3 protein-coding genes are annotated in these 6,956 nt (G+C 75.1%); 2 read left to right on the forward strand and 1 reads right to left on the reverse strand.

What is annotated here, in order from left to right; translation table 11 throughout:
* The coding region (locus SZN_RS34095) for a hypothetical protein (protein ID WP_007504196.1) at positions 1-969 on the reverse strand (969 nt) is incomplete at its 3' end.
* A 365-nt stretch (positions 970-1,334) separates the two neighbouring features.
* On the opposite strand from SZN_RS34095, the gene SZN_RS34100 reads away from it, so the two are divergent.
* The gene (locus SZN_RS34100) at positions 1,335-3,860 is read left to right on the forward strand and encodes a SpoIIE family protein phosphatase (protein WP_007504198.1); all 2,526 of its coding nucleotides are present in this window, start codon (positions 1,335-1,337) and stop codon (positions 3,858-3,860) included.
* A 157-nt stretch (positions 3,861-4,017) separates the two neighbouring features.
* Positions 4,018-6,795 carry a SpoIIE family protein phosphatase gene (locus tag SZN_RS34105; protein ID WP_007504200.1) on the forward strand — a complete coding sequence of 926 codons (2,778 nt, stop codon included), beginning with the start codon at positions 4,018-4,020 and terminating at the stop codon, positions 6,793-6,795.
* Positions 6,796-6,956: the final 161 nt, after the last annotated feature.

A 6,956-nucleotide genomic window follows, 5' to 3' on the forward strand; every position in this document is an offset into this window, starting at 1 on the left:
GGTCACGGCGAGCGCGATGCCGGCCTTGTCGTTGGTCTTGTCGGGGTCGTAGGGCCGCGGGGCGTCCTCCAGCGCCACCGAGCCCTCGGCGCCCGCCACCGCCTTGTCGATCCGCAGCTCGAAGGTGTACGTGCCGGGGTAGCCCTCGTCGATCCACGCCTGGCTGGTGCCGCACTCGTAGAGCCCGGCGGACTTCCTGTCGCAGAAGCCGTGTCCCTTGGTCACCGTCGTGCCGGCGGGCATGCGGACGAACACCCGGGTGGCCGGCTCGCCGACCTTGCGGTCGTTGACCCAGGCCGGACCGGCGTTGGTGAACTTGACCGTCAGCTTGACCTTGTCACCGACGCGGCCCTGCAACCGGGCGCCGGTCACCTGGAGGTCGGCGGTGTTGACGGCCTTGACCGGCACCTCCAGCACGTCCTCGCCGGACGGGGTCGCGCCGGTGCGCCCGGTGAGCCTCACGGCGGGCGCGGTGCCCTGGACGGGCCCTCCGGACGCCTCGTCGCCGGGGGTGTTGTCGTAGGAGCTGGCGACCACGGTGACGCCGTCGTACAGCGCGTTGTCCAGGACCTTGACCGGCAGGTCCTTCTCGGGGGCGTAGACGCCGCCGGGCTCGACGCGCTGCTCGAAGGAGCAGACCGCCTTGGTGCTGACGGGCGTCTCGTCGAAGCCGCCGACCTTCCACGCCCGGCAGTTGGAGGGCAGCTCGCTGATGCGGAGGCCCCGGCTGACCTGGTACGACACCCACACCTTGGACAGGGCTTCGGAGCCGGTGCTGGTGAAGGTGGCCGGCACCGACAGGGTGCTGCCCGGCTCGACGCCCTCGAAGGGGGCGATCCTGTCCAGAACCAGTCCGGGCTCGGGGTCTTCGGCGGCGGCGGGTGAGGCGCCCAGCGCGATCAGGGCGACGGCTCCCGCCGCGGCGGAGGTCTGGCGGAACACGCGGGGCCCGGAGGCGGTGCGGAACATGAGGTCCTCTGGTCGAACGGCGGTGACGGACGGGTGAACTGTGGGGGTACGTCAGTCCACCTCCGGAGACACCCGTCGTGACCGGAGGGTTGTAGGGAGAAGGCGACTCGGCCGGTCTCCCCGCACATCCCTCACACTTTCCCGATCCCCGGGGCCGCCCGCCCCGGGGCGGGGCTCCCCACGCGCCGGGCGGCCGGAGGGAGGCCGGGAAACAGGGAAATGTTCCGGACAGGGGGTACCTCGTTCCCGTGACCGGCGGGACCGTACGGGGCGGTCGGGGCGCGCCGCCCAGGTGCGGGCGGGGTGCGTCCTGGCGCATTCTTGCTGTGTCGCACGCGTGACGGCGTACGGACGAGGTAGGGCCGATGACTGGGAGCGCCGAGGGCGCGGAACGGGCGCCCGGGAGGCTGGCGGCGCTGCTGATCGATGCCTCGGCGGAGGCGATCAGCGCGGCCGGCGGCCACGCCGGTGGGGTGTACCTGCGCTCCGGCACGCCCGGACTCCTGCGGCTGGCGGTGCTGGAGGGGCTGCCGGGGCCGCTGTTCCGGCCGTGGTGGCGGCTGCATGTGGACCGGCCGTTCCCGGTGGCGGACGCCTACCGGCTCGGCGTGGAGGTGGCGCTGCCCAACGCCACGGAGACGATGCGCCGCTATCCGCAGTTCGCGGCGGGTCTGCCGTTCCCGTTCGGCTCCGTGCACGTGCCCGTCGGGGGCCGGTCCGACGTCTTCGGGGTGCTGACGGTGCTGGGGCCCTCGGCGGCGGACGCCACGGAGCTGCTGCCGGTGCGCGAGCGGCTGGCGGTGCTCGCCGGGGACCTGGGGACGGCGCTGGAGAAGCTGGAGGGCCAGGACCCCTCGGCGGTGTCCTGGGACGGCGGGCCGCTGTGCGTGCGGCCACCGGCCGCCCGCCCGCCCTCCGGGCACCTGGGACGCTTCTCCTGGGAGCCGGCGACCGGCGCGGTGACGGCGGACGAATGGCTGGACGTCGTCCTCGGGCCGGTGGCGCCGGGCGCGGCGCGGACCGTGGAGGCGTTCGCGCGGGCCGTCGCCCCGGACGACGCGGAGCGGGTCCTCGCGGCGCTGCGGGAGGCGGCGGGCGGCCGTCCGCCCGCGCTGCCGCTGTACGTGCGCGCCGCGCACGGCGCACACCGGCTGGTGGAGGTGTGGGGGCCGCACCGGGACACCGCGCGCGCCGGGGGGACGGCGGTGCGCGGTGTCGTCCTCGACCCCGGGCCGGCCGCGGTCGCGGACGCCGCCGCCGATCTGCTGCCGGACGGGGTGCTGTGCCTGGACCGGCTCGGCACGGTCGTCTACGCCAACCCGCACGCGGCACGGCTGCTGCGCCGGCCGCGCACCGAACTGCTGGGCCGCACCCTGTGGGAGGGCGTGCCCTGGATGAACCAGCCGACCCTGGAGGACCATCTGCGCGGGGCGCTGCTGTCCCCTGACCCGGTGCACTTCCATGTGCGCAGACCGTCCGCCCACGGCCGGGACCGCACCGCCCACCCGTTCGCCGGGGACTGGCTCGCCCTGTCCGTCTATCCCGGCGCCGACCTGCTGACCTGCACGGTCCGGCTCGGGCACCGGGTGGCCGACAGCCCTTCCGGCCCGCCGGACGCGCACGGCGCCCCCCAGCCGGGCGGAGCGCCCTCCCTCGCCCCGCTGTACCGGCCGATCGTGCTCGCCATCGCGCTGACCGAGGCGGTCACCGCCCGGCAGGTCTCGGCCGTGGTGATGCGGGAGCTGCTGCCCGCGTTCGGCGGGCGCAGGCTGGCGATCTACCTGCTCCAGGAACGCCATCTCCGGCTGGCCTGGGAGACCGGTTTCCCCAAGGGGTTCCTCACCCCGTTCGAGGGGGTCGGGATGGACGAGCGGCTGCCCGGGGTCGAGACCCTCACCAGCGGGCGCCCGCTGTTCTTCGACTCCATGCAGGACCTCGCCGACGCCTACCCGGGGATCGCGCTGGACGCGACGGAGGGCGCGCGGGCCTTCCTGCCGCTGATCGCCTCCGGCCGCCCCGTCGGCTCCTGCATCCTCGGCTTCGACCGCCCCCGCAGCTTCAGCACGGAGGAGCGCACCGTCCTCACCGCCCTCGCCGGGCTGATCGCGCACGCCATGGAGAAGGCGCAGCGCTACGAGAGCGAGGCAGCCCTGGCCCGCGGTCTGCAGCGGGCCCTGCTGCCCCGGCGGCTCGCGGAGCATCCGCTGATGGAGACCGCGGGCCGCTATCTGCCCGGCACCCAGGGCATGGAGGTCGGCGGGGACTGGTACGACGTGGTCGCCGCGGGCGACGGCCTCGCCCTGGTCATCGGGGACGTCCAGGGGCACGGGGTGCAGGCGGCGGCCACCATGGGCCAGCTGCGCAGCGCCGTACGCGCCTTCGCGCTCGGGGACCGCCCGCCGGACGAGGTGATGAGCAGCACCAACCACCTGCTCATCGACCTCGACTCCGGGCTGTTCGCCAGCTGCTGCTACATCCGGCTGGACCCCGCGACCGGGGTGGCCCAGGCGGCCGTCGCCGGGCATCCCCGGCCGCTGCTGCGCCGTCCCGACGGCCGGACGCATCTGGTGGACCTGCCGGGCGGGGTCGTGCTCGGCGTCGATCCGCAGGCGCGGTACCCGGTGACGGAGCTGCGGATCGAGCCCGGTGCCGTCCTCGCGCTGTACACCGACGGCCTGGTGGAGCGTCCGGGTGTCGACATCGACGAGGGCATCGGCGCGCTGCGGGTGGCGCTCGCGAGGGCGGGGGCGTCCGCTGCCCGGCCGGGCGGACGCGCGCTGTCGGCGATGGCGGACCGGCTCACCGCGGCGGCCCGGCACAGCGGGGACCGGCCGGACGACATCGCGCTCCTGCTCGCGACCCGCCGCGCCGCGCCGCCGCGCCGGAGGTGAGCGGGGCGCCGCGGCGGTGCGACCGGTTCCCGGGGAGCGCGGTTGCCCGGGGGCCGCGCGCGGTGCGACCGGTGAGCGGCGAGGGCGCGCGGTGGGCTGCCGTCACGCTCAGTCGCTTCTCTCGCCTCCTGCGGCCGGGCGGTGTAGACATGAGCACATGGTCCGGCTGTGGGGCCGATCGGCGGCCCGGTCGCCCCGTCGTCCCAGCGGTCCGCGCACACGGCCTGCGCCCGACCGCGGACGCCCGCTGCCCGCGCGGGGCCCGCTGGACGAGACGCCCGCCGAGGGGCGGCGGAAGGGACTGCTGGCGAGCGTGCGGTCGAGGGCGGGCGGGCGCAGCCTCGCCGGACAGGTGTTCCTGCTCCAAGTGGTGATCGTGCTGCTGCTGGTGGTCGCCGCGGTCGTGGCGCTGGTGCTCCAGGTGCGCTACGACAGCACGCAGGAGGCCCGCAACCGGTCGGTGGCGGTCGCCGAGGCGTTCGCCAACGCGCCCGGCACCCGTGAGGCGCTGGACAGCCCCGATCCCACCGCCGTGCTCCAGCCGAAGGCCGAGGCGGCGCGCAGGGCGACGGGCGTGGACTACGTCGTCGTCCTGAACACCCACGGCATCCGCTACACCCACCCCAGGCCGGACCGGATCGGCAAGCGCTTCGTCGGCACCTTCCGGCCCGCGCTGGCGGGCAAGGTGGTCACCGAGCAGGTCACCGGCACCATCGGGCCACTCGTCAATGCCGTGGTGCCGATCAAGGACCCCGGTGGCAAGGTCGTGGGGCTGGTCTCGGCCGGGATCACCACCGCCACGGTCGGCGGCACCGCGGACCGCCAGCTGCCGCTCGTACTGATCACGGCGGCGGTCGCCCTGGCCCTGTCCACGTTCGGCACGGCCCTGGTCAGCCGGCGGCTGCTGCGCCAGACGCACGGCCTCGGGCCGGACGAGATGACCCGGATGTACGAGCACCACGACGCCGTGCTGCACGCCGTGCGGGAGGGCGTGATCATCGTCGGTGGCGAGGGGCGGCTGCTGCTCGCCAACGACGAGGCGCACCGGCTGCTGGGCCTGCCGCAGGACGCCCAGGGCGACCGGGTCCTCGACCTCAGCCTCCCGCCGGACACCGCCGAGCTGCTGGAGTCCGGGCGGACGGCCACCGACGAGGTGCACCTGGTCAAGGACCGGCTCCTCGCGGTCAACCAGCGCCCGACCCGTCTGCGCGGCCGGCCCTCGGGCAGTGTCACGACCCTGCGCGACTCCACCGAGCTGCGCGCCCTGTCGGGCCGCGCGGAGGAGGCCCGCGAGCGGCTGGACATGCTGTACGACGCCGGGGTCGGCATCGGCACCAGCCTCGACGTGACGCGCACGGCCGAGGAGCTGGCGGAGCTGGCGGTGCCCCGGTTCGCGGACTACACCACCGTCGACCTGTACGACGGGGTGCTCGGCGGCGGGCAGCCCGAGGCGGTGACGCGGCTGCGGCGCACGGCCCTGAGCGGTGTGCGCGCGGACGCGCCCCTGTACCCGGTGGGCGAGCGGTTCCGGTTCGTCGACACCTCGCCGCAGGCCCGCGCTCTGAAGGAGGGGCACGCGCTCGTCGAGCCGCGACTGGACCAGGCGCCGGGCTGGCGTGCCCAGGACCTGGAGCGGTCCGGGCAGATCGTGGACTTCGGGATCCACTCGCTGATCGCGGTACCGCTGCGGGCGGGCGCCCTGGTGCTGGGCGTGGTGTGCTTCTGGCGCTCGCGCGGGACGGAGCCGTTCGACGCCGAGGAGCTGGCGCTCGCCGAGGAGCTGGTGGCGCGGGCGGCGGTGTCCATCGACAACGCCCGCCGCTACACCCGTGAGCACGGCATGGCGGTGACGCTCCAGCGCAGTCTGCTGCCCCGGCGGCTGCCGGAGCAGAGCGCGCTCGACATCGCCTACCGCTACCTGCCGGCGCAGGCCGGGGTCGGCGGCGACTGGTTCGACGTACTGCCGCTGTCCGGGGCCCGGGTCGCGCTGGTCGTGGGGGACGTCGTCGGCCACGGGCTGCACGCGGCGGCCACGATGGGCCGGCTGCGCACGGCGGTGCACAACTTCTCCGCGCTGGATCTGCCGCCCGACGAACTCCTCGGCCTGCTCGACGAGTTGGTGGCCCGGATCGACCAGGACGAGACGGCGGACGGCGACAGCGCCCCGGTGACGGGCGCGACCTGCCTGTACGCGGTCTACGACCCGGTGTCCCGGCGCTGCACCGTCGCGCGGGCCGGCCATCCGCCGCCGGCCGTGGTGCGGCCGGACGGGAGCGTGGACTTCCCCGACGTGCCGGCCGGTCCACCGCTGGGCCTGGGCGGACTGCCGTTCGAGACGGCGGAGCTGGAGCTGGCCGAGGACAGCCGGCTGGTGCTCTACACCGACGGGCTCGTGGAGGACCGCGCGCACGACATCGAGGAGGGCCTGGAGCTGCTGCGTGCCGCGCTGACCGGGGCCGGCAGGTCGCCCGAGGAGACCTGCCGGGCCGTTCTGGAGGCGCGCCTGCCGGCCAGGCCGAGCGACGACGTCGCGCTGCTCGTGGCGCGCACCAGGGCGCTCGGGCCGGACCTGGTGGCCGAGTGGGAGGTGCCGTCCGATCCGCAGGCGGTGGCGCGGGTGCGGGCCGCGGTGACCCGGACGCTGGAGGGCTGGGGCCTCGCGGAGCTGTCGTTCGGCACCGAGCTGATCCTCAGCGAGCTGGTCACCAACGCCATCCGGTACGGCGGTGAGCCGATCCGGGTGCGGATGCTGCGGGACCGGAGCCTGATCTGCGAGGTCTTCGACAGCTCCAGCACCTCCCCGCATCTGCGCTACGCGGCCATGACGGACGAGGGCGGGCGCGGCCTGTTCCTCGTGGCGCAGCTGGCCGAGCGCTGGGGCACCCGCTACCTGCCCGCGGGCAAGGTGATCTGGGCGGCGCAGCCGCTGCCGTAGCGGCCGCCGTTTGTACATAGGTACGAACCTTCGGCGCGACCGGTGCTCTTCACGTCCGACCTCTGATAGGAAACCTTCCTATCAGATTGGGTAACGGTCGACTCTCCACCCCCCACCTCCCCTTGGAGCTGCCGTGAAGGACCCCGCGCGCACCTCGCGCC

Origin of the sequence: Streptomyces zinciresistens K42 (assembly GCF_000225525.1) — a bacterium.
In the GTDB taxonomy this organism is placed as follows: Bacteria; Actinomycetota; Actinomycetes; order Streptomycetales; family Streptomycetaceae; genus Streptomyces; species Streptomyces zinciresistens.